Genomic DNA, 21,024 nt, shown 5'->3' on the forward strand with positions numbered 1-21,024 from the left:
TGTAAAGGCAGTGAAAAAAGGTGGCTCATGATAGCCGCAAATCGTAGTGTATCCATATGTGACTGCGCTAGAATCAGCCGGATCGGATGAGTAGACTGCTGTCTTTGCCAGGCATTTGCCTAAGATAAAAATGAAAGCCGTAGCACCAGGAACCGTTATTTTCCACCGTCATCGCGGGTATGGCGTGATCACCCACGTCAATTTGCTGACCGGGTGGATTTCCGCGCGTTTCGGCAACGAAGCGCGCACCCTCGACCTGAACCTGTCGAGCGACGAAGTGCAGCACGCCGATGGCGAACCGATCCTGTTCCGCCGCACTCCGCCCGACCGCATGCCGCACGCGCGCCTGATGGCCGTGGTGCGCGACCTGCACCAGGCCGGCTACCAGAAGCTGTATCTGTACTCGTGGCCGAAGCCGTCGGGCCTGCACTGGCGCTGGCATCTGTTCACCGGCCAGCGCAACTGGATGCAGCGCTCCTGGCGCGAAGGCTGGTATGGCTCGGGCGCCGAGTACAACAACAATCCGGTGATGGGCTGGGGCGATACGCCCGGGGCCACGACCGAGGAGCTGATCCATGCACTGGCCAAATTCGACCCGCAGGGCCTGGCCCAGGCACTGGGGCGCGACGAGGATCACACGGCGTGGTTTGCCGACGTGTGCGACTTGCTATTGCCAGGGTACATGTACAGTCTGAACATGGAGCGTCCCGCCGGTGGCGGGCTGGTCGAGGCGCCGCCGGTGCCGGTCGTGCCGGTGCGTGCGGGCATCAAGCCGTATGCCGGGCCGGACATTGGCTGGCCGCCAGGCTGGGCGGGGCTATGGACCGGCAGGCATGTGATGCCGGCGCGGCGTATCAAGCTGACCGGTGAGCCGGAATTAGGCTGAGCTGGCCATTGGCCCGGATCGCGTAACCCGTACGGTGGGCACCCTGTGCCCACGCGGAAGTATGCGCAGTGTTAACGCTGCTTAGGCAGCCAATACCCGCCATTCGCTAAAGCGTCCAAGTGATCATTCGAGACGTTTCGATTATCCGATTGGTGCGGATGAAATGCCGCTAAGCTTGCGCATCGTTCCGCGTGGGCACGGAGTGCCCACCGTACGTTGTCAGCGCTTCCGGATTCAGGATATTCGTTGGTTTTCCCGCTGCAAAATTCACGATGTTTTCGAACGCGGCCCTGAAATACATCTCGTAACTGTCCTGCTCAACATACCCCAGGTGCGGTGTTGCCAGCACGGTCGGTATCTTCAACAACTGCGCATCCGGCGCCAGCGGCTCGCTCGTGAACACATCCAGCGCTGCAGCCCCGGGATACCCACGCCGCAATGCTTCTTCAAGCGCACCTTCCACCACCAGTTCCGCCCGGCTCGTGTTCACGAACAAGGCATCCGGCTTCATGCGCGCCAGATCCTCGGCAGTCACGATGCCGCGCGTTGCCTCCACCAGCCGCAAGTGCAAGCTCAGCACATCCGCCTCGGCAAACAAAGCCTCGCGCGACGCCGCCGCCGTACACCCATCGGCCACTGCTGCGGCCCGGCTCGCTTCGCTCCCCCACACCAGCACTCGCATGCCGAAGACCTTGCCATACCCCGCCACCAGCTTGCCGATCTTGCCGTAACTCCAGATCCCCAGCGTGCGGCCATGCAGCACCCGTCCCAGCCCGTTCAGCTGCGGATTGACCGACGCCGTCTGCCACGCGCCTTCCTTCAGGTGATTCGCATACGGAACGATCTTGCGGCTGGCCGCCATGATCAGCGCCCAGGTCAGCTCGGCCGGCGCCACTGGCGAGCCGACACCCTCGGCAATCGCAATGCCGCGCGCAGTGGCCGCCGCCACATCCACATGTCCGCTGACCTTGCCCGTCTGTGAAATCAGCTTCAAATTCGGCAGCCGGTTCAGCAGCGCCGCCGGCAATGCCGTGCGCTCGCGGATCAGCACCAGCGCGTCGAAGGGCGCCAGCCGGATCGCCAGCTGTCCCACCCCGCGTGCCGAGGTATTGAACACTTTGACCTCGTGCCCCTCCAAAATTTTGTAACAGTCGAGACCAGGCACGGCGTTCTGGTAATCGTCAAGAATGGCAATTTTCATCGAAGTTAGAAGAAGTTATTGATGAGCACGTAAAGGAAGTACACGATCCGGAGAATCGAAAGTAGCCCACTACTTTAGTCAACTATATTTGCTACATTTTTGGCTCCGAAGAGCTTGTGCATGATTTTCAGGGGTGTACAATCGCCCGAATATTGAGGGTTTGACAGCACGATTGTGTATATCACACAGGCCCAGCAGCACCGTTCCACCCAGCCTCGCGAACGAGGCTGTCGACACGACCGCCGTACGCCGTGCTCCCATGCGAGCAAAGGGATTCCGAAGCGCAGTCCCTGGCCCACGACGCGATCTGCCGGGACATGACCAGAATTCTTTATTGGAGGTACTCATGAACCAGCCCGTGATGAGCGGCGTCGCCGCCCTGAACGTTCCAGCTTACATCAACCATCAAAAGCTCATCAACTGGGTGGCAGACATTGCCGCCCTGACGAAGCCCGACGCCATCTACTGGTGCGACGGTTCCGAAGAAGAGTACGACCGCCTGTGCGCACAGATGGTCGAAGCCGGCACGATGAAGCGCCTGAACCCTGCACTGCGCCCGAATTCCTACCTGGCCCAGTCCGACCCGTCGGATGTGGCGCGCGTGGAAGACCGCACCTTCATCTGCTCGAAAACGAAGGAAGAAGCCGGCCCGACCAACAACTGGACCGACCCGGCCGAGATGCGCACCACGCTGAACGGCCTGTTCGACGGCTGCATGGCCGGCCGCACCATGTACGTGGTGCCGTTCTCGATGGGCCCGCTGGGTTCGCCGATCGCCCACATCGGCATCGAGCTGTCCGATTCGCCTTATGTTGCCGTCAACATGCGCATCATGACGCGCATGGGCCGCGCCGTGTACGACGTACTGGGCAACGATGGCGAGTTCGTGCCTTGCGTGCACAGCGTCGGCATGCCGCTGACCCAGGGCCAGCAAGACGTGCGCTGGCCGTGCAACAGCACCAAGTACATCGTGCACTACCCGGAAACCCGCGAAATCTGGTCCTTCGGCTCGGGCTACGGCGGCAATGCGCTGCTCGGCAAGAAATGCTTCGCGCTGCGTATCGCCTCGAACATGGGCTACCAGGAAGCGCAGCAAGGCGGCACCGGCTGGCTGGCCGAACACATGCTGATCCTCGGCGTCGAATCCCCGCAAGGCGACAAGAAATACGTCGCCGCCGCGTTCCCTTCGGCCTGCGGCAAGACCAACTTCGCCATGCTGATTCCGCCTACCTCGTTCAATGGCTGGAAAGTCACCACCATCGGCGACGACATCGCCTGGATCAAGCCGGGCGCGGACGGCAAGCTGTACGCCATCAACCCGGAAGCCGGCTACTTCGGCGTGGCCCCGGGCACCAACGACAAGACCAACTCGAACTGCATGTCTTCGCTGCGCGAGAACGTGATCTTCACCAACGTCGCACTGACCGACGACGGCGACGTATGGTGGGAAGGCATGACGAAAGAAGCGCCTGCGCACCTGATCGACTGGCAGGGCAAGGACTGGACCCCGGCGTCCGGCACCAAGGCCGCCCACCCGAACGCACGCTTTACCGTCGCCGCCACCCAGAACCCGGTGATCGACCCGGCCTGGGACGATCCGGCAGGCGTGCCGATCTCGGCCTTCATCTTCGGCGGCCGCCGCTCGACCACCGTGCCGCTCGTCACCGAAGCGCGCGACTGGATCGAAGGCGTGTACATGGCCGCGACCATGGGTTCGGAAACCACCGCCGCCGCTGCCGGCCAGATGGGCGTGGTGCGCCGCGATCCGCTGGCGATGCTGCCTTTCATCGGCTACAACATGAGCGATTATTTCCAGCACTGGCTGGACCTGGGCCGCAAAGTGGCCGAGAAGAACGGCGCCGCGCTGCCGAAGATCTTCTGCGTCAACTGGTTCCGTACCGACGAGTCGGGCAACTTCGTGTGGCCGGGCTACGGCGACAACATGCGCGTGCTGAAGTGGATTTTGGAGCGCACCGAAGGCCAGGCCGGCGGCAGCGAACACCTGTTCGGCACCTCGCCGAACTACGGCGACCTGAACTGGGATGGCCTGGACTTCACCGAGGCCCAGTTCACGCAGATCACCTCGATCGACCAGGACGCCTGGCGCGAAGAGCTGAAACTGCACACCGAGCTGTTCGAGAAGCTGTCCTATCACCTGCCGCAAGAGCTGGTGGCGGCCAAGCAGAAGCTGGAACAGCAGCTGGGTTAAGAAAGTAAAAGCAGTGGGGGAGAGACGGCCGGCTCACGTAAGCCGGCCGCACAAAACGAAGGAGGGGACGGGCACTTGCCTGTCCCCTTTTTTTCTTTTGGCGGCGAATGCATGCACGCGATGTTGTAGGGTGGGTTCTTGAACCCACGCGGTACGTCGGTTGAGCAGTCAAACAATCGGAATCGGTGGGTTCGAGAACCCACCCTACAGTGTGGTGACTTCGGTCTTGTTGCCGCCGAACCCATCGAAGATCTGCCGGTGCCGCGCATACGACATCGCATCGTCCCGTGAGTAATAGCCTGCCACCCACTCCAGCAGGAAGCCCAGCTTGCTCTGCTGCGCCTCCATCGACGCATACTTGTGCGGTTCCCACGGCCGCCGGCGGTTGTTCTCCAGGCAGGTTTCCAGCCCCGGATTCATGAACACCAGTTCCGAGCAATAGGGCAGGGCAGCTTCCACCAGGTCGCCATAACAGCCTTCCGCCACCCAGCTCTCGTTGCCTTCGACAAAAGCCAGCAGCTCGGCGCGCACTTGTTCCGGGGCACGCGGCACGGCAATCTGGCCCGGTTCCCAGACGATGGTGTCGAGGTCGAGATGCACCAGCCCATGCTGCGCTGCCAGCGCCTCTGCACGGTGCGATTTGCCCGATCCCGAATTGCCCATGATGAGTACGCGCATACGGGCTCAGCCGGCGCCGTAGCCAACGCCACGCGCCATCATCGCGGCAAAGACCGGAATGAGCGCGAAGACGTGGAGTTCGATCAGCAGCCAGCGGCGCAGCTTGGCGATTTCCGGCAGCGTTGGCACGAAAGCGGCGTTCGCCTTCAGCGATTTTTGCCAGGCCAGGATGCGCATGGTTGGCTTGATTGAAATGAGGCCGACCACGGCAAAGGCGGCGATCTTGGCCCAGAAGGCATGGTTGTGCAGGTAGAAGTCGGGACCCTTGGCGCCGTACCAGACGCGTACGAAACCGACGACCAGGATCGCCATCGCCAGCATGCCGTAGAAGAAGTCGAAGCGGCCGAGCAGTTTGACCGTTTGCGGCGACATGGTCGAGGATCGCATCAGCGCCAGCTCGGCGGCCAGCACGGCGGCGAGACCGAAGACGATCAGGTGGTGGACGATGGCCAGCAGGAGGTCGGTCATGGCGGGAGCGCGACAGTGAAAGTGTGTTCAATGTCTGCTTGTATTGTTAGCGTGTCAAGGCAAACCGGTGAGCTGTAGGGTGGGCACTTGTGCCCACGCGGACTCAACCTTGGTGACCCTGTGGAGGCGTTGGGGACCACTCAACCGGTGTACCGCGTGGGCTCAAGAGCCCACCCTACGAACTGCATCGAACGGTAGGGTGGGTTCTCGAACCCACCATCAGCCCAGCAGCCATGGCGCCAATAAAAAAGGCAGAGCCGCAGCTCTGCCTTTTCACGCATCAACGACGCCGGTGATTACTGCACCAGCAACGGCTTCAGGTACTTGCCCGTCACACTGGCCGGATTCTCGGCCACGTCTTCCGGCGTCCCGGTCGCGACAATCGTGCCGCCGCCAGCGCCACCTTCCGGCCCCAGGTCGACAATCCAGTCCGCCGTCTTGATCACATCCAGGTTGTGCTCGATGATCGCGAGCGTGTTGCCCTGGTCGCGCAAACGGTGGATCACCTTCAGCAGCAAGTCGATGTCGGCAAAGTGCAAACCAGTGGTCGGCTCGTCCAGGATGTACAGCGTCCGCCCGGTATCGCGCTTCGACAATTCCAGCGACAGTTTCACGCGCTGCGCTTCGCCACCCGACAGGGTTGTCGCGCTCTGGCCCAGCTTGATGTAGCCGAGGCCCACATCCAGCAGGGTCTGCAGCTTGCGGGCAATCACCGGCACCGGCTTGAAGAACTCGTGCGCGTCCTCGACCGTCATCTCGAGCACTTCGGTGATGTTCTTGCCCTTGTACTGCACTTCCAGCGTTTCGCGGTTGTAGCGCTTGCCATGGCAAACATCGCACGGCACATACACGTCCGGCAGGAAGTGCATCTCGACCTTGATCACGCCATCGCCCTGGCAGGCTTCGCAGCGGCCGCCCTTCACGTTGAACGAGAAGCGGCCCGCCGAGTAGCCACGTTCCTTGGCCGTCGGCACCGTCGCGAACAGATCGCGGATCGGGGTGAACACGCCGGTGTAAGTGGCCGGGTTCGAACGCGGGGTGCGGCCGATCGGCGCCTGGTCGACGGAAATGACTTTATCGAAATGCTCCAGGCCGAAGATCGCATCGTGCGGCGCCGGTTCGGTCTGCGAGCCGTACAGGTGGCGCGAGAGGGCCGGGTACAGCGTGTCGTTGATCAGCGTCGATTTACCGGAACCCGAGACACCCGTCACGCAGGTCATCAAGCCGACCGGCAGCGTCAGGGTCTGCTTCTTGAGGTTGTTGCCGGTGGCATTCGTGATCACCAGCTGGCGCTCTTCGTTGGCCGGGGTACGCTTCTTCGGCACGTGGATCTTGCGGCGGCCGTCCAGGTATTGCGCCGTCACCGAATGCTCGTTGGCCATGATTTCTTCCAACGTACCTTCGGCAATGACCACGCCGCCATGCACGCCGGCGCCCGGACCCATGTCGACGATGTAGTCGGCGGTACGGATCGCGTCTTCGTCGTGCTCGACCACCAGCACGCTGTTGCCGATGTCGCGCAGATGCTTCAGCGTGGCGATCAGGCGGTCGTTGTCGCGCTGGTGCAGGCCGATCGACGGTTCATCGAGCACGTACATGACGCCGGTCAGGCCGGAACCGATCTGCGACGCCAGGCGGATACGCTGGGCTTCGCCACCCGACAAGGTATCGGCGCTGCGGTCGAGCGACAGGTAATCGAGGCCGACGTTGTTCAGGAACTTCAGGCGCGCAATGATTTCCTTGATGACGCGCTCGGCGATATCGCGCTTGGCGCCGGTCAGTTCGAGCGACTCGAAGTAATCGAGCGTCTCGCGCAGCGGACGGTCCGACACTTCATAGATCGCGCGCTGCTGGACGCCCTGGCCAATCTTGACGAAACGCGCTTCGGTACGCAGGCGTGCACCCTCGCAGGCCGGGCAGCGCTTTTCGTTGATGAACTTGGCCAGCTCTTCCTTGACCGCCATCGAATCGGTCTCGCGGTAGCGGCGCTGCAAATTGTTCACCACGCCTTCGAAGGTGTGCTCGCGGATTACCGTGCGGCCGCGCTCGTTCACATAGGTGAACGGAATCGAGGTCTTGCCGGAACCGAACATCACGGCTTCCTGGGCATTCTTCGGCAGCTTTTCGAACGGCGTGTCGAGGTCGAAGTCGTAGTAGGCCGCCAGGTTCGACAGCATCTGGAAATAGAACTGGTTGCGGCGGTCCCAGCCCTTCACGGCGCCAGACGCCAGCGACAGGTTAGGGAAGGCAACGATGCGCTTTGGATCGAAGAACTCGATATGGCCCAGGCCGTCGCACTCCGAGCAGGCGCCCATCGGGTTGTTGAACGAGAACAGGCGCGGCTCGAGTTCCTGCAGCGAGTAGCCGCAGACGTTACAGGCGAACTTGTTCGAGAAGACGGTTTCCTTCTCGGTGTCCATTTCGTAGGCAACAGCGCGGCCATCTGCCAAGCGCAATGCCGTCTCGAAGCTCTCGGCCACGCGCTGCTTGATCTCGGCATTCACCTTCACGCGGTCGATGACGACGTCGATCGAGTGCTTTTCGGTTTTTTTCAGCTTCGGCAGCTCGTCGATCTCGTAGATCTTTGCCGGGTTCACGCCGCTCTGGATGCGGAAGCGCACGAAACCTTGCGCCTGCATCGACGCGAACAAATCGCCATGCTCGCCCTTGCGGCCGGCCACGACCGGCGCCAGGATCATCAGCTTGGTGCCTTCCGGCATGGCCAGCACGGCATCGACCATCTGCGACACGGTCTGGGCAGCGAGCGGCTCGTGCGGGTGCTGCGGGCAATACGGCGTGCCGACACGTGCGTACAGCAGACGCAGGTAGTCATGGATTTCGGTCACGGTGCCCACCGTCGAACGCGGATTGTGCGACGTTGCCTTCTGCTCGATGGAAATCGCCGGCGACAGGCCTTCGATCAGGTCGACGTCGGGCTTTTCCATCAACTGCAGGAACTGGCGCGCGTAGGCCGACAGCGACTCGACGTAGCGGCGCTGGCCTTCGGCGTACAAGGTGTCGAAGGCGAGCGAAGACTTGCCCGAGCCCGACAGGCCGGTGATGACGATTAGCTTGTTACGCGGCAGGTCGAGATTGATGTTCTTCAGATTGTGCGTGCGGGCACCACGAATACGAATTTCTTCCATTGGTTTTTTGGCAGGCTTTCTGTAAGTTTGTGCGGGCCGCGCACGATACTGTCGCGCTTGCGGGCCAATCGAGGGGAATCTGCTAGTTTAGCGCTTTTTTGCTTCGGCTGTACGTTTATCCAGTGGTGGTGTACCAGCGATGGCAAGCTGGCATATCGCACTGGCAAGTGTTCCTTAACGCACGCGACCGCTTCGGATGCATATGTGCCGTTTCAAGGCCGCTTCAATGGCAAACCCTTCAGAATCCGAAAAAAAATTTTGATAACGCCGGTTTTGGGGCCCACCACATGGGTGAAACCGGGGCCTGATCGCACGCCTCCAAGCGTTTGTCGGACCGCAAAAAATCCTCTTTAACTCAGGCGGCAACAGCCCCATAATAGCGAGCTGCATCACCCCAGTTCCCTGGCGCCTAGTCATCAAGCAGAGCCAGGGCTCACACAATCTGAAGGAGTCACACCATGGCATCAGTCAACAAGGTCATCATCGTCGGCAACCTCGGCCGCGATCCGGAAATCCGCTACATGCCGAGCGGCGACGCCATCGCGAACATCGCGGTCGCCACCTCGTTCAAGTCGAAGGACCGCAACACCGGCGAGCAAAAAGAGCTGACCGAATGGCACCGCATCTCGTTCTTCGGCCGCCTGGCTGAAATCGTCGGCCAGTACCTGAAAAAAGGTTCGTCGGTCTACGTCGAAGGCCGCCTGCAAACCCGCAAGTACACCGACAAGGACGGCATCGAGCGCTACGCTACCGATATCGTTGCCGAAAACATGCAGATGCTGGGCGGTCGCCAGGGCATGGGCGGCAACGACATGGGCATGGATGATGGCGGCGGCTATGACGCGCCACAGCAGCAACAGCGTCCGGCGCCACGCCAGGCGCCTCCGGCACCGGCAGCGCGTCCGCAGCCACAGCGTCCGGCACCGAACTTCTCGGATATGGACGACGATATTCCGTTCTAAGCCGAATCGCTTATGAAGAAAACAAAGCCTGCAGTCACCCGACTGCAGGCTTTTTTCTTGTCGGGCGAGCAAAAACACAACAGCTGAGCCAACGGCCTGAGGTGGCACAATACCTCCCACCCGTGTACCATGCCGGCTTGGGTGCGCTTCTTTCTCTCCGAAAGAGCGTTAAACGGGAAGCCGGTGAATCTGCGACGTCGTACATACGCAGCCATTCCGGCGCAGCCCCCGCTGCTGTAAGCCTGACGACTCCGTCACACGCCACTGCGCTTTGCGCGGGAAGGCACGGGGAAGGATGAAGGCGAGCCAGAATACCGGCCCGAATCGCCAGCATCATTCCCCGGGGTGACGGGAAGCCGATGTCGACCGGCTTCGCGTATCCATTCCCGAATCCCCGTCGTCCGTCCGCTTCTGCCTCTCCGCATGGTGCATTTATCGACCATTCGACGGGAGGTTTCGAATGCATATCATGGAAGGCTTTTTGCCGCCGGCGCATGCGCTCGGCTGGGCAGCCGCTTCCCTGCCTTTCCTGGCCTTTGGCCTGCACAGCGTCAAGCGCAGCCTGCAGGCGCACCCCGAGCGGCGCATGCTGCTGGGTGTGGCCGCCGCCTTTGCCTTTCTCTTGTCCGCATTAAAACTGCCGTCGGTGACGGGCAGCTGCTCGCACCCCACCGGTGTCGGCTTCGGCGCCTTGCTGTTCGGTCCTGCCGCGATGGTGCCGGTCGGCTTCGTGGTGCTGCTGTTCCAGGCGCTGTTGCTGGCCCATGGCGGCCTGACCACGCTCGGCGCCAACGTGTTCTCGATGGCGATCGTCGGCCCCTTCGTCGCCTACGGCGTGTTCCGCGCCGCAGCCGGCGTTGGCGCCTCGCGCTCGGTGGCCGTGTTCCTGGCCGCCTGCCTGGGCGACCTGGCCACGTACGTAGTTACTTCCATCCAGCTGGCCTGGGCCTTCCCTGACGTGGTGGGTGGCTTTGGCGCCTCGTTCGTGAAATTCGTCGGCATCTTCGGCCTGACCCAGGTGCCGATCGCCATCAGCGAAGGCTTGTTGACGGTGCTGGTGGTGAACGCGATGGCGCGCTTCAATGCGCACGAGCTGCGCGCGCTGCCGGTGATGATGGCAGGGAGGAAGAGCGCATGAAGATGCGTACCTGGATGACCTGGGCCGCCATCGTGCTGCTCACCGTGCTGCCGCTGTGGTTTGCCAGCGCGCCGCCGGCCGAACCCGGCGCCGAGGCACCTGCCATGTTCGGCGGCGCCGACGAGCGCGCGCAGCAGGCCATCGGCACGGTGGCGCCGGGCTACGCGCCGTGGTTCGAGCCCCTGTTCGAACCGGCCAGCGGCGAGATCGCCTCGCTGCTGTTTGCGCTGCAGGCGGCCATCGGCGCCGGCGTGATCGGCTACTGGCTCGGCACCTCGGTGGCGCGCGAACGGGCGCGCCGCGAATCTGCGACATCGTCGAATCCATCGGAACCGCATGCTGATTGAAACGGCGGCCTACGCCAGCCGCTGGCGCGGGGTAGCGCCGTCGGCCAAGGCGCTGTTTGCGCTGGCCGGCGTCGGCGCGGCCTGGCTTGCGCACAGCCCGGCCGTCCTCGCTTCGCTGGCGGTGATGCTGGCGCTGGCTGCGCTGTTCGGCGCGCGCATCGCACTGCGCAGCTTCCTCGGCCTGGTGGCGGCGCCGCTCGGCTTCCTGCTGCTGTCTTGCCTGGCGATGCTGGCCGGGCTTGACGCGCATGGCAACTGGGGCTGGCACGGTGCGCCGCTTGCGCTGGTGGCGCGCACCGCCTTGCGCTCGCTGGCGGTGCTGGCGGCGCTGCTCGGTCTTGTGCTCACCACGCCGCTGCCCGACTTGATTGGCCTGCTGCGCCGCCTGCGTACGCCGGAACTCCTGCTCGATCTGATGGTGCTGTGCTACCGCATGCTGTTCGTGCTGCGCCAGGCCTGGGACGATGGCGTCAGCGCCCAGCGCGCGCGCCTCGGCTACGGGGGCTGGCGCCATGCCTGGCGTTCGATGGGTCTGCTGGCCGGGCAGCTGGCGGTGCAGGTGTGGCAGCGCAGTGCGGCCTTGCAGATGGCGGCCGACGCGCGCGGCTACGCGGGCACGCTGCGCTTCCTGCCGGCCGTCTTTCCAGATGCGCGCCGCCAGAACCTGCAAGCTGCCCTGGCCGGTGCGCTGCTGCTGGCCTTGGCCGCGGGAGACCGCCTGTGGTGAAGCCTGTGCTAGCGCTTGACGCAGTCGACCACGTTTTTGAAAACGGCAGCGCCGGCGGCAGCTTCGGCCTGCGCGCCTGCAGCCTGGCGCTGGAACGCGGCCAGCGCCACGCGCTGCTGGGCGCGAATGGCGCCGGCAAGACCACGCTGCTGCAGCACCTGAACGGCCTGCTGCGCCCGAGCGCCGGCACCCTGCGCTGGAATAGTGAACCTTTCGATTACAGCCGCGCCGGCATGGCCGAACTGCGCCGCCGCGTCGGCCTGGTGTTCCAGAATCCCGACCGCCAGCTGTTCTCGGCCCAGGTCGAGGAAGACGTGTCGTTCGGCCCGCTGAACCTGGGCCTGGATGCCGCCACCGTGCGTGCGCGGGTGGCGGCCGCACTGGAAGCGGTCGGCTTGCAGGGGCAAGGCAATCGCGCCGTGCACCACCTGAGCTTTGGCCAGAAGAAGCGCGTCTGCATCGCCGGCGTGCTGGCGATGGAACCCGAGGTGCTGCTGCTCGACGAACCGATGGCCGGCCTCGACGCCGTCATGCAGGTGGAGCTGGAAGCGCTGCTCGACCGCCTGGCCGCGCGCGGCGTCACGGTCCTGCTGTCCACCCACGACGTCGATTTCGCCTATCGCTGGGCCGACCGCATCCACCTGATGGCGGCGGGCAGCTGCATCGCCTCAGGCCCGGCCTGGCAGGTGGCGCGCCAGGAAGGCATGTTGCGCGCCGCCGGCCAGCGCACGCCACATGCGCTGGCCCTGCACACGCTGCTGGCCGAGCGCGGCGTGCTCCCAGGCGACCATCATCCGCGCAGCGTGGAGGCAGTGCTCGATGCACTGCGCACGCTGCCCATCCCTCATTCAGGAGTAGTCAATTCATGACGGCAGCATCGATGGGCACAACAGGCAAGGTCTGGTTCGTGGGCGCCGGCCCAGGCGACCCGGAACTCATCACGGTCAAGGGGCAGAAGCTGCTGGCGCAGGCCGGCGCGGTGCTGTTCGCCGGTTCGCTGGTCGACCGCGCCGCCACCATGTGGGCGCCGGACGGCTGCACGATCCGCGATTCAAAGGACATGACGCTGGAAGAGATGACCGCCTGGCTGATCGAGCAGGCCGCAAAGCACGCCGTCGTGGTGCGCCTGCAGACCGGCGACCCCGGCCTGTACGGCGCACTGATCGAGATGGCGCGTCCGCTTGTGGACGCCGGCATCGAATGGGCGGTCGTTCCTGGCGTGTCCTCGGCCATGGCCTCGATGGCCGCCGCCGGCGAGTCGATGACCCTGCCCGAGGTGACGCAGACCGTGATCCTCACCCGCGTCGAGGGCCGGACGCCGATGCCCGAGGGCGAGGACCTGGCCAGCCTGGCGGCGCACCGCACCACGATCTGCATCTTCCTGTCGATCACGCTGCTGCACAAGGTCGAGACGGCCCTGCGTGCGGCCGGCTGGCCCGAGGATGCGCCGATGCTGGTGGTGCACAAGGCCAGCTGGCCCGGCGAACAGAAGATCCTGCGCGGCACGCTGGCCGACATCAAGGCGCGCTGCCGCGAAGCCGGCGTGGCCAGCCAGGCGATGATCGTCGCCAGCCCCACGCTCGGCGCCCTGCACTGGGAAACCCTGGTGCGCTCCAAGCTGTACGACCCTACTTTTACTCACCGATTCAGAAAGGCCAGCGCATGAACGCGGCGACCATGATGCATTCCCCCCTGACTCCGATGCCTGCCATCGGCGACACCATCCTCATCGTCGGCCACGGTTCGCGCGAGGACTCCGGCAACCAGGAAATCCGCGACTTCACCGAGCAGTGGCGCGCCCAGCGCCCGGACTGGCGCATCGAGCTGTGCTTCATCGAGTTCGCGCCGCCCGAGATGAACGCCGCCTTGCTTGCCGCCGCACGCTCGTCGCGCCGGGTGCTGGTGGTGCCGCTGATCCTGAATGCGGCCGGCCACGTGAAGATGGAGATTCCGGAAGCGGTGGAGGGCGCACGCGCCGCCTGCCCGAACACCGAGATCCTGCTGGCGCCGCACCTGACCGCCTGCGACCCGATCCTCGCGATCCTGAAGCGCCGCCTGCGCAAGGCGATGAATGCGCTCGACATGCCCGATCCGACCACTACCGGCGTGGTGGTGCTGGGCCGCGGCTCATCGGATCGCGGTGCGAACGGCGAGATGGCGAAGATGACGCGCTGGCTGCAGGAAGAGGGCGACCACGAACTGGTCGATCTCGCCTTTACCGGCATTACCTGGCCGCGCCTGGAAAAAGTAGTGCAGCGCCAGGTACTGCTCGGGATGCGCCAGGTCGTGGTGCTGCCTTATTACCTGTACACCGGCACGCTGATGCAGCGCATCGGTCGCCAGGTGGAACACCTGCGCAGCCAGTATCCGCAGGTGCGCTTCTTCTGCGGCACCCATTTCGGCTTCGAGAAAGAAGTCTTTGCGCTGATGGACGAGCGCGTGGATAACCTGCGCGCCGGCGTGGCCGACAGCCGCCTGCCTTGCGACGGCTGCAGCTACCGCGAGCTCGCGCACGAGATGGGGCATGGGCACTCGCATGCGCACACGCACGACCACGGTTCGGCGCATGCACACGAGCATCCGCATCCGCATCCGCATGAGCACGCGCATGAGCACGACCACGCCCATGCGCACGGTCACGACCACGGGCACGAGCATCATCACGACCACGGCCACGATCACGCTCATGAGCACGGCCACGCCCATCCCGCCACGGAGCAGCCGGCATGAGCACGATTAACACCGTCACCGAACAGCTGACCCGCGCCGGCCAGGCGATCGAGCACGACAGCTTCGCCATCATCGACGCCGAAACCGGCATGCACGACTACACCGAAGAGCAATGGCCGATCGTGCGCCGCATGATCCACGCGAATGCCGACTTCGACTTCAACGGCCTCACCGCCTTCCACCCGGACGCGGTGGACGCGGGCGTGCGCGCCATGCTGGGCGGCGCCGCACCGGTGGTGGCCGACGTCGAGATGATCTGCTCGGGCCTGTCGAAGCCGCGCCTGGCGCACTTCGGCATGCACACCCACCAGTTCATCAGCGACGCCGACGTGATCGAAACGGCCAAACTGGAAGACACCACGCGCGCCGTGCAGGCCATGCGCAAGGCGCACAGGAAGGGGTTGCTGGACGGCGCCATCGTCGGCATCGGCAATGCGCCGACCGCCCTGATCGAGCTGGTGCGCCTGATCCGCGAGGAGGGCGTGCGCCCGGCGCTGGTGGTGGGCATGCCGGTCGGCTTCGTGTCGGCGGCCGAGTCGAAAGACCTGATGGCCGAATTGAACGAGGTGCCCTGGATCGTGATCCGTGGCCGCAAGGGCGGATCGACGCTGGTGGTGGCGGCGCTGCATGCGCTGCTGGCGCTGGCCGAGGCGCGCCAGAAAGCCGCCTGAGCACATGGGCATGAAGGACAAGGCGGCCGAACGCGGCACCCGCACCGGTTTTACCACCGGCGCCTGCGCCGCTGCCGCAGCACGTGCCGCGGTGCTGGGCATGGCCGGTGGCGCGGTACCGGAAGAAATCGAAAGCCTGCTGCCCAATGGCAGCCGGGTGCGCTTTGCCGTGCAGGACGGCCGTGCCGACGCACAGGCCGCACACGCGATGGTAGTGAAGTTCGCCGGAGACGACCCGGACTGCACCGACGGCGCCCACATCACGGTCGACTTGCGCCTGCTGCCGGGCCAGGCCGGTGAGGTCAGCTACGTGGCCGGCGACGGCGTCGGCACGGTCACCATGCGCGGCCTGGGCCTGGAAGTGGGCGGCCCCGCCATCAACCCGGTCCCGCGCCGGAACATCGCCGACAACCTGCGCGAAGCAGCGCCCACGCTGCTGCAGGAGCACGGCATCGAGGTCACGATCAGCGTGCCGGACGGCCAGACCATGGCGAAGAAGACGACCAATGCGCGCCTGGGGATTTTAGGCGGCATCAGCATCCTCGGTACCACCGGCATCGTCAAACCGTATTCGACGGCGGCCTGGCGCGCCAGCGTGGTGCAGGGCGTGCAGGTGGCGGCCACCACCGGCCACGACGTCGTGGCGCTGACCACGGGCGGGCGTACCGAGAGCTTCGCCATCGCCGCCTTGCGCGCCGAGCGCCCGGAACTGCCCTCGGCCTGCTTCGTGCAGATGGGCGACTTCCTGCGCTATGCGCTGGACGAAGCGGTTGCCCAGGGCATCAAGCTGGTCGTGCTGGCGGTCATGGTCGGCAAGCTGACCAAGATCGCGCAGGGCGAAACCATCACCCACGCCAACCGCAGCGAAGTCGATACCGACCTGGTGGCGGAGATCGCGCGCCGGATTGGCGCCGCGCCCGAGGACTGCGCGGCGATGGCTGCCGCCGAGACCGCGCGCTTCGGCGCCGAACTGATGGTCGAGCGCGGGCTGGGCGACGCCTTCCACCACGCGCTGGCCCAGGCCGCCATCGACACCCTCACCGCGCCCGACCGCTACGGCCACGCTTTCCAGCTGCGCGTGCTGGTGTGCGACTTCAGCGGCGTGCAGGTGGCCGACGTGTGGTCGGCCCCGGCGCTGGCGCAGGCACCGCCACCGAGCGCGGGCCGCATCGGCATCGATCACCTGCCCGAAGCCGACACCTTCCACCAATGAGTTCATGGACACCATGCTGAAAGATCCCAACCCCTGCCGCGTGATCGGCGTGCTCGATGACGGCGCCGCCAGTCTGAGCCCGACCGCGCTGGCCTATATCCGCCATGCCGACGTGATCATCGGCGGCGCGCGCACGCTGGCGCTGTTCGAGCGCGAGTGCAAGCCGAATGCTGTCCGCTACGACCTCACCAAGCGCCTGAAGGAGGTGCCGGAATGGGTACGCGCCGCGCGCAACGATCATCTGGCCTGCGTGGTGCTGGCCACCGGCGACCCGCTCTGCCATGGCATCGCGCCCTATCTGGCCCAGCACCTGTGCGTGGATGCGCTCGACATCCTGCCGAATCTGTCGACGCTGCAGCTGGCCTGCGCGCGCGTGGGCCTGGCCTGGCAGGATGCGCGCATCGTCTCGGTGCATGCGCGCGACGCCGGCGAGTGGGTGCGCGGCAGCACGCCTGCGCATGGCTTGTACGGCCTGGCGCAAGCGCTGCGCCGCGAGTCGCGCCTGCTGGTGCTGACCAGTCCCGATAATTCTCCCGACCGCATCGCACGCCTGCTGCTGGCCGAAGGCCTGGCCAACGACTTCCACATGGCGGTGGCGGAAAACCTGCTGCAGCCGGAAGAGCGCGTGCTGGCCGACCTGAACCCGATCGAGGCGGCGCAGATGTCCTTCGCCGACCTGAACGTGGTGCTGCTGTGGCGCGTGACGGCCAGCACACAGCCCGTGCGCTTCGGCCTGATGGACAGCGAATTCGCGCAGCGCCAGCCCGAGAAGGGCTTGATCACCAAGCAGGAAGTGCGGGCGGTGAGCCTGGCGCGCCTGCAGCTGCGCCAGGACAGCCTGGTGTGGGACATCGGCGCCGGTTCCGGTTCGGTGGGCCTGGAAGCGGCGCGCCTGTGCCCGGACGGCCATGTGTGGGCAATCGAGAAGAACGAGCTGGATCACGCCATCGCCGGCCAGAACCACGCCGCCTTCGGCATCAGCAACTACAGCCTTCAGCATGGCAAGGCGCCGGAAGGCCTCGACGCCTGGCCCGATCCGGACGCCGTCTTCATCGGCGGTTCGGGCGGCGAACTGGCCGGCCTGATCGCCACCATTTTGGCGCGCCTGCGTCCGAATGGATCGCTGGTGATGAACTTCGTCACGCTGGAGAACCTGGCCACCGCCACCGCGACCCTGCAGGCCACGGACGGTGTGAGCTGGGACGTGCTGCAGCTGCAGGCCGCGCGCAGCAAGCCGATCCTGCACATGCACCGCATGGCGGCCGAGAACCCGGTGTGGATCGTCTGCGCTCGCAAGACTGGAGTTTTGCAATGACCGGCACCCTGTGGGGCATCTCGCTTGGCCCCGGCGACCCCGGCCTGATCACGCGCACCGCCTGGGAGGCCTTGCAGCGCCGCGATACGGTCTGGGTCTACCCCGCGCGCAGCGGCAAGACGCCGAGCTACGCCTTCGACATCGTGGTGCGCGCCGGCGTGACGCCGCCCGCCGAGCACACCCAGCTGCTGTTCCCGATGACCCACGACGGCGAAAAGCTGGGCCGCGCCTGGCTGCGCGCCGCCGAGGCCGTGCTGCCCTGGCTGCGCGCCGGCCGCGACGTGCTGTTCCTGGTCGAGGGCGACGCCAGCACCTACGCCACCTTCGGCCACCTGGCGCGCACCGTGCGCGCGCTCGACGACACCATCCCGACCCGCATCGTCGCCGGCGTGAACGCGTTTACCGCCGCCTGCGCCATGGCCGACGTGCCCTTCGCCGAACAGGACGACACGGTCGCCATCGTGCCGGCCGCGTATGGCGTGAGCGCGGTCGACCGCCTGCTGCCCGACTTCGACACCCTGGTGCTGATGAAGGTGAAGCCGATCCTCGATGAACTGATAGCCTGGATGGAAAAGCGGCAGTTGCTGGCGGGCGCCCACTTCATCGAACGCGTCGGCGCGCCGGACGAGCGGCGTTACAGCGGCATGGAGATCCTGGCGCTGCGCGGCACCAAGGTCAGCTACCTGTCGCTGCTGATCGTCAAGCACAACCACCGCATCCGCGGCGAACGCATCAAGGGCTGCCTCAAAAAAAGCGGCCCCCTACCCATTCTTACGGAGACTGCATGAGCAATCCTTCCATCGCCACGCCACGCGTGTGTCTGGTCGCCATCACCAAGCACGGCGCCGCCCAGGCCGCGCGCCTGGCCGCCGATTTGCCCGACGCCGCCATCTGCACTTCAAGCAAGTTCGCCGCCGTGTTTGCCGATGTGGGCAACCCGGTGCGCGCCTACGACGGCGCCCTGCGCGACGAGATCGGCCCGCTGTTCGAAGGCTATGACCAGGTCGTGTTCTTCGTCTCGCTCGGCGCCGTGGTGCGCCTGATCGCGCCGCACATGCGCAGCAAGGACGAGGACCCGGGCGTGATCGTGGTCGACGACGCCGGCCAGTATGTAATCCCTGTCCTGTCGGGTCACGTGGGCGGCGCCAACGAATGGAGCGAGCGCATCGCCGATTTGATCGGCGCGGCGCCGGTGCTGACCACGGCGTCGGACGTCGGCCGCACCATCCCGGTCGACATCCTCGGCCGCCACCTCGGCTGGCGCGTGGAAGCGCCGAAGATCAACATCACGCGCGTGTCGGCGCACGTGGTGAATGGCGAGCCGATCGCATTCGTGCAGGAAGCCGGCAGCCCGGACTGGTGGACGCGCCCGACGCCGCTGCCCGACACTATTCATCGCTTTACCCGCTTCGACCAAGTGGACCTGGCGCGTTACGCCGCCGTGCTGTGGGTAACGCATGCCGAGGTGCCGCAGGAGCGCTGGGACGGATTGCACGAGCGCCTGGTGGTGTATCGCCCGCCGCAGGACGACGCGGCGTGACCGCTTATACCGTCGGCCTGGGCTGCGACCGCGGCGTGGCGCTCGACACCGTGCGCGCGGCGGTGCAGGCCGCGCTGGCGCTGGCCGGCGCGCGGCGCGAGCAGGTGGTGGCGGCCGCCTCGATCACCATCAAGCAGGATGAAGCCGCGCTGCTGGCGCTGGCGCAGGAACACGGCTGGCCGCTGCGCTTTTACCCACCCGAGCAGCTGGCGCAGGTCGCGGTACCGAATCCGTCCGAGACCGTGCGCAAGTACACCGGCACGCCCTCGGTCAGCGAGGCCGCCGCACTGCTGGCCGCCGGACCGCATACGCCGATGACCGCGCTGGTCGTCGAAAAACACAAACACCGGGGCGCGGATGGCAAGAATGCCACCGTCTCGATTGCAAGGAAAACGGATGAACATGGAACCTGAAACGCCCGCAGTACAAACCGCCGGCAAGATCATGCTGGTGGGGATCGGCCCCGGCAGCGTGGACCACATGACCGCGCGTGCGCGCGCCGCCATCGCCGAAGCCGACGTGGTGATCGGCTACGTCACCTACATCAAGCTGGTGGCCGACCTGGTCGAGGGCAAGGAGATCATCCGCAAGTCGATGACCGAGGAACTCGACCGCGCCGTCAGCGCCCTGGAGGCCGCGCGCGCCGGCAAGAAGGTGGCGCTGATCTCGTCGGGTGACGCCGGCGTGTACGGCATGGCCGGGCCCACCTACGAGGTGCTGTTCCAGTCGGGCTGGACGCCGGACGACCCGGTGCAGGTGGAGATCATTCCGGGCGCCTCGGCCCTGAACAGCTGCGCCGCCCTGGTCGGCGCACCGCTGACCCACGACTTCTGCGCAATCTCGCTGTCCGACCTGCTCACGCCCTGGCCGACCATCGCGCGGCGCCTGGATGCGGTGGCGATGGCCGACTTCGTCGTCGCCCTGTACAACCCGAAGAGCGGACGCCGCACGCGCCAGATCGTCGAGGCCCAGCGCCTGTTCCTGCGCCACCGCCGTCCGGATACCCCGGTCGCCATCGTGAAGAGCGCTTATCGCCGGCGCGAGAACATCGTCTTCACCACGCTCGACAGCATGGCCGAAGCCGACATCGGCATGCTCAGCACTGTCCTGATCGGCAACAGCAATACCTTCGTGCGTAACGGCCTGATGGTGACGCCGCGCGGCTACGCCAACAAGTACGACATGCAGGATGGCGGCAGCACCCGCGAAGGCGAACGCGCGGGCCGCTCGCTGTCGACCGGCCTGCTCGGCTGGCTCGAGACCCTGGCCGCCGAACATGCGGCCGGCGACAGCATCGAGACCCTGGCCGCGCGTCACCGCCTGCCGGCCGACTACATTCAGGCCACCCTGGACGAACCCTGGGAAGCGGCAGTCGCTGCACCCACCGAGGAGAGCGAAGCATGAGCACCATCGATACCAATGACACGCCGCAGCCGGTGAAGCCGAAGATCGGCAGCTACCACCGCCACCTGCTGGTCTGCACCGGCCCGCGCTGCAGCGAGGACGGCGCCTCGCAGGCCCTGTTCGACAGCCTGGGCGACAAGTTCAAGGCCACGGGCCTGAACAACGGCCCGCTGCGCGTGAAGCGCAGCCGCGTCAGCTGCTTCGCCGCCTGCAAGGGCGGACCGATCGTCGCCGTGCAGCCGGACGGTACCTGGTACTACAACGTCACGCCCGAGAACATGGACCGCATCATCGACGAGCACCTGTGCCATGGGCGCAAGGTGGAGGAACTGGTGTTTCATCAGGCGGGGGACATGCAGGCCGAGTAAGGGGGCGAGAAGTCCCGGCAA

At 65.4% G+C, this 21,024-nt stretch carries 21 protein-coding genes and 1 riboswitch; of the genes, 17 read left to right on the forward strand and 4 right to left on the reverse strand.

What is annotated here, in order from left to right; genetic code table 11:
* The first annotated feature begins 130 nt into the window (after positions 1-130).
* On the forward strand, positions 131-886 hold the full coding sequence (locus tag QWL29_RS07500) for an L-asparaginase (protein WP_305822265.1): 756 nt from the start codon (positions 131-133) through the stop codon (positions 884-886).
* Between the two features lie 169 nt (positions 887-1,055).
* Here QWL29_RS07500 and QWL29_RS07505 read toward each other — a convergent pair whose 3' ends face one another.
* A complete protein-coding gene (locus QWL29_RS07505) occupies positions 1,056-2,087 on the reverse strand; it encodes a D-2-hydroxyacid dehydrogenase family protein (protein ID WP_305822266.1) in 1,032 nt (343 codons plus the stop codon).
* Between the two features lie 346 nt (positions 2,088-2,433).
* Between QWL29_RS07505 and QWL29_RS07510 the strand changes: the two genes are divergently transcribed.
* Complete coding sequence (locus QWL29_RS07510; protein ID WP_305822267.1) at positions 2,434-4,296, forward strand: phosphoenolpyruvate carboxykinase (GTP); 1,863 nt, start codon at positions 2,434-2,436, stop codon at positions 4,294-4,296.
* Between the two features lie 204 nt (positions 4,297-4,500).
* Here QWL29_RS07510 and QWL29_RS07515 read toward each other — a convergent pair whose 3' ends face one another.
* The 3 genes from QWL29_RS07515 to uvrA all read right to left on the reverse strand — a co-directional run bounded on the left by QWL29_RS07515 (position 4,501) and on the right by uvrA (position 8,588).
* Entirely contained in the window at positions 4,501-4,974 is a 474-nt protein-coding gene (locus tag QWL29_RS07515; RefSeq protein ID WP_305822268.1) for a P-loop NTPase family protein, read from the reverse strand.
* Between the two features lie 6 nt (positions 4,975-4,980).
* Positions 4,981-5,442 carry a DUF2214 family protein gene (locus tag QWL29_RS07520; RefSeq protein WP_305822269.1) on the reverse strand — a complete coding sequence of 154 codons (462 nt, stop codon included), beginning with the start codon at positions 5,440-5,442 and terminating at the stop codon, positions 4,981-4,983.
* Between the two features lie 296 nt (positions 5,443-5,738).
* The gene (gene uvrA / locus QWL29_RS07525) at positions 5,739-8,588 is read right to left on the reverse strand and encodes an excinuclease ABC subunit UvrA (protein ID WP_305822270.1); all 2,850 of its coding nucleotides are present in this window, start codon (positions 8,586-8,588) and stop codon (positions 5,739-5,741) included.
* Between the two features lie 458 nt (positions 8,589-9,046).
* Between uvrA and ssb the strand changes: the two genes are divergently transcribed.
* From ssb to QWL29_RS07600, 15 genes are all read left to right on the forward strand, one after another.
* On the forward strand, positions 9,047-9,550 hold the full coding sequence (gene ssb / locus QWL29_RS07530) for a single-stranded DNA-binding protein (RefSeq protein WP_305822271.1): 504 nt from the start codon (positions 9,047-9,049) through the stop codon (positions 9,548-9,550).
* A gap of 122 nt (positions 9,551-9,672) precedes the next feature.
* Positions 9,673-9,887: riboswitch (cobalamin riboswitch) on the forward strand.
* A gap of 123 nt (positions 9,888-10,010) precedes the next feature.
* The gene (locus tag QWL29_RS07535) at positions 10,011-10,688 is read left to right on the forward strand and encodes an energy-coupling factor ABC transporter permease (protein ID WP_305822272.1); all 678 of its coding nucleotides are present in this window, start codon (positions 10,011-10,013) and stop codon (positions 10,686-10,688) included.
* Entirely contained in the window at positions 10,685-11,035 is a 351-nt protein-coding gene (locus QWL29_RS07540; RefSeq protein ID WP_305822273.1) for an energy-coupling factor ABC transporter substrate-binding protein, read from the forward strand. The genes QWL29_RS07535 and QWL29_RS07540 overlap by 4 nt, the downstream gene beginning before the upstream one ends.
* Entirely contained in the window at positions 11,025-11,762 is a 738-nt protein-coding gene (gene cbiQ / locus QWL29_RS07545) for a cobalt ECF transporter T component CbiQ (RefSeq protein ID WP_305822274.1), read from the forward strand. Before QWL29_RS07540 ends, cbiQ begins: the two co-directional genes overlap by 11 nt.
* Positions 11,763-11,767: 5 nt before the next feature.
* On the forward strand, positions 11,768-12,631 hold the full coding sequence (locus tag QWL29_RS07550) for an energy-coupling factor ABC transporter ATP-binding protein (protein WP_305822275.1): 864 nt from the start codon (positions 11,768-11,770) through the stop codon (positions 12,629-12,631).
* A complete protein-coding gene (gene cobM, locus QWL29_RS07555) occupies positions 12,628-13,428 on the forward strand; it encodes a precorrin-4 C(11)-methyltransferase (RefSeq protein ID WP_305822276.1) in 801 nt (266 codons plus the stop codon). The genes QWL29_RS07550 and cobM overlap by 4 nt, the downstream gene beginning before the upstream one ends.
* Before the next feature lie 11 nt (positions 13,429-13,439).
* Positions 13,440-14,492: a sirohydrochlorin chelatase gene (locus QWL29_RS07560; RefSeq protein ID WP_305822277.1), complete on the forward strand. Its 1,053-nt coding sequence runs from the start codon at positions 13,440-13,442 to the stop codon at positions 14,490-14,492.
* Positions 14,489-15,163 (forward strand): precorrin-8X methylmutase, encoded by a 675-nt coding sequence (locus QWL29_RS07565; protein ID WP_305822278.1) that lies wholly within the window; start codon positions 14,489-14,491, stop codon positions 15,161-15,163. The genes QWL29_RS07560 and QWL29_RS07565 overlap by 4 nt, the downstream gene beginning before the upstream one ends.
* A gap of 10 nt (positions 15,164-15,173) precedes the next feature.
* On the forward strand, positions 15,174-16,376 hold the full coding sequence (locus tag QWL29_RS07570; RefSeq protein ID WP_305822279.1) for a cobalt-precorrin-5B (C(1))-methyltransferase: 1,203 nt from the start codon (positions 15,174-15,176) through the stop codon (positions 16,374-16,376).
* Positions 16,377-16,389: 13 nt separating this feature from the next.
* On the forward strand, positions 16,390-17,691 hold the full coding sequence (cbiE, locus tag QWL29_RS07575; protein ID WP_370663675.1) for a precorrin-6y C5,15-methyltransferase (decarboxylating) subunit CbiE: 1,302 nt from the start codon (positions 16,390-16,392) through the stop codon (positions 17,689-17,691).
* Positions 17,688-18,479 (forward strand): precorrin-2 C(20)-methyltransferase, encoded by a 792-nt coding sequence (gene cobI, locus QWL29_RS07580; protein WP_305822281.1) that lies wholly within the window; start codon positions 17,688-17,690, stop codon positions 18,477-18,479. Before cbiE ends, cobI begins: the two co-directional genes overlap by 4 nt.
* Entirely contained in the window at positions 18,476-19,231 is a 756-nt protein-coding gene (locus QWL29_RS07585; protein WP_305822282.1) for a cobalamin biosynthesis central domain-containing protein, read from the forward strand. The genes cobI and QWL29_RS07585 overlap by 4 nt, the downstream gene beginning before the upstream one ends.
* Positions 19,228-19,644, forward strand: coding sequence for a cobalamin biosynthesis protein (locus QWL29_RS07590; RefSeq protein ID WP_305822283.1), 417 nt, complete (start codon positions 19,228-19,230; stop codon positions 19,642-19,644). Before QWL29_RS07585 ends, QWL29_RS07590 begins: the two co-directional genes overlap by 4 nt.
* On the forward strand, positions 19,634-20,635 hold the full coding sequence (gene cobJ / locus QWL29_RS07595; protein ID WP_370663678.1) for a precorrin-3B C(17)-methyltransferase: 1,002 nt from the start codon (positions 19,634-19,636) through the stop codon (positions 20,633-20,635). Before QWL29_RS07590 ends, cobJ begins: the two co-directional genes overlap by 11 nt.
* Positions 20,632-21,003 carry a (2Fe-2S) ferredoxin domain-containing protein gene (locus QWL29_RS07600; protein WP_305822285.1) on the forward strand — a complete coding sequence of 124 codons (372 nt, stop codon included), beginning with the start codon at positions 20,632-20,634 and terminating at the stop codon, positions 21,001-21,003. The genes cobJ and QWL29_RS07600 overlap by 4 nt, the downstream gene beginning before the upstream one ends.
* Positions 21,004-21,024: the final 21 nt, after the last annotated feature.

It is taken from the genome of Massilia brevitalea (genome assembly GCF_030711405.1).
In the GTDB taxonomy this organism is placed as follows: domain Bacteria; phylum Pseudomonadota; class Gammaproteobacteria; order Burkholderiales; family Burkholderiaceae_D; genus Telluria; species Telluria brevitalea.

Coding starts and splice junctions, on each gene's coding strand:
- QWL29_RS07500 (WP_305822265.1), top strand. CDS start 131: ATGAAAGCCGTAGCACCAGGAACCGTTATTTTCCACCGTCATCGCGGG.
- QWL29_RS07505 (WP_305822266.1), bottom strand. CDS start 2,087: ATGAAAATTGCCATTCTTGACGATTACCAGAACGCCGTGCCTGGTCTC.
- QWL29_RS07510 (WP_305822267.1), top strand. CDS start 2,434: ATGAACCAGCCCGTGATGAGCGGCGTCGCCGCCCTGAACGTTCCAGCT.
- QWL29_RS07515 (WP_305822268.1), bottom strand. CDS start 4,974: ATGCGCGTACTCATCATGGGCAATTCGGGATCGGGCAAATCGCACCGT.
- QWL29_RS07520 (WP_305822269.1), bottom strand. CDS start 5,442: ATGACCGACCTCCTGCTGGCCATCGTCCACCACCTGATCGTCTTCGGT.
- uvrA (WP_305822270.1), bottom strand. CDS start 8,588: ATGGAAGAAATTCGTATTCGTGGTGCCCGCACGCACAATCTGAAGAAC.
- ssb (WP_305822271.1), top strand. CDS start 9,047: ATGGCATCAGTCAACAAGGTCATCATCGTCGGCAACCTCGGCCGCGAT.
- QWL29_RS07535 (WP_305822272.1), top strand. CDS start 10,011: ATGCATATCATGGAAGGCTTTTTGCCGCCGGCGCATGCGCTCGGCTGG.
- QWL29_RS07540 (WP_305822273.1), top strand. CDS start 10,685: ATGAAGATGCGTACCTGGATGACCTGGGCCGCCATCGTGCTGCTCACC.
- cbiQ (WP_305822274.1), top strand. CDS start 11,025: ATGCTGATTGAAACGGCGGCCTACGCCAGCCGCTGGCGCGGGGTAGCG.
- cobM (WP_305822276.1), top strand. CDS start 12,628: ATGACGGCAGCATCGATGGGCACAACAGGCAAGGTCTGGTTCGTGGGC.
- QWL29_RS07560 (WP_305822277.1), top strand. CDS start 13,440: ATGATGCATTCCCCCCTGACTCCGATGCCTGCCATCGGCGACACCATC.
- QWL29_RS07565 (WP_305822278.1), top strand. CDS start 14,489: ATGAGCACGATTAACACCGTCACCGAACAGCTGACCCGCGCCGGCCAG.
- QWL29_RS07570 (WP_305822279.1), top strand. CDS start 15,174: ATGAAGGACAAGGCGGCCGAACGCGGCACCCGCACCGGTTTTACCACC.
- cbiE (WP_370663675.1), top strand. CDS start 16,390: ATGCTGAAAGATCCCAACCCCTGCCGCGTGATCGGCGTGCTCGATGAC.
- cobI (WP_305822281.1), top strand. CDS start 17,688: ATGACCGGCACCCTGTGGGGCATCTCGCTTGGCCCCGGCGACCCCGGC.
- QWL29_RS07585 (WP_305822282.1), top strand. CDS start 18,476: ATGAGCAATCCTTCCATCGCCACGCCACGCGTGTGTCTGGTCGCCATC.
- cobJ (WP_370663678.1), top strand. CDS start 19,634: ATGGAACCTGAAACGCCCGCAGTACAAACCGCCGGCAAGATCATGCTG.
- QWL29_RS07600 (WP_305822285.1), top strand. CDS start 20,632: ATGAGCACCATCGATACCAATGACACGCCGCAGCCGGTGAAGCCGAAG.